The organism is Escherichia sp. AM3 (assembly GCF_032029835.1).
Lineage (GTDB): Bacteria > Pseudomonadota > Gammaproteobacteria > Enterobacterales > Enterobacteriaceae > Escherichia > Escherichia coli.
The window spans coordinates 1-747 of sequence record NZ_JAVUPQ010000452.1; the positions used below are offsets into that span (position 1 = coordinate 1).

At 39.6% G+C, this 747-nt stretch carries 1 protein-coding gene and 1 pseudogene; both read right to left on the reverse strand.

Annotation, left to right across the window (positions count from 1 at the left end):
* A pseudogene (locus RTW80_RS26545) lies at positions 1-264 on the reverse strand (conjugal transfer protein TraG); the annotation flags it as partial.
* A gap of 2 nt (positions 265-266) precedes the next feature.
* Positions 267-747: CpaF/VirB11 family protein (locus tag RTW80_RS26550; RefSeq protein ID WP_312721074.1), on the reverse strand; the 481-nt coding region annotated here is incomplete at its 5' end.

Genomic DNA, 747 nt, shown 5'->3' on the forward strand with positions numbered 1-747 from the left:
TTGCCAGATAACAAAAACAGGCACAATGAGAGACGAAACCATACCTGACAAAAGAGAAGGTATGGCAGTCAGTCTGATATCTGTACGTATATTACTCTCTGTTATTATTTTCCAGAGCAACATGGAATCAAAATTTTTCCATATATACAGTGGTGTTTTTCCGTTCAGGAAATAAACAGCAACAGAACCAGCATAATAGGTCACGAGACACATAACCAGACCGATAAAAACCCACTGGCCTTTATCGGGGAGTTTTAAAGACATAATCACTCCTTCAGTTTTCTGAAATAATCATCACAATGAAGTTGTCTGTAGTAAATGCCGGAAGCGAACCGAAAATCTTCATCATCAAGGTATTTAATACTCATGATAATATCAATATTACTCAGTACACGTCTTAAAATGACATTGAATGGTAGATTCTGACATTCAGGATTCATATAACATCGCTGGACAATCCCAAGCACGGCATATTCAGGACTACTTTCGTGAACGGTGGTAATGTTTCCTGCATGGCCTGAACTCGATGCTTTCAGAAAATCCCATGCCTCAGCCCCCCTGATTTCTGTCATCAGAATCCTGTCCGGATTCATACGAAAACAGGAACGCAGAAGACTCGCTGAGGTAATAATCTTACTCTCCCCCTCGGCCGGATAGTAAAGTTTTACATGGTTTTTATGAAATCTGAATTTTGCCTCATCAGTATCTTCAATAGAAATACACCGCAGATGATGCGGTATATATTCC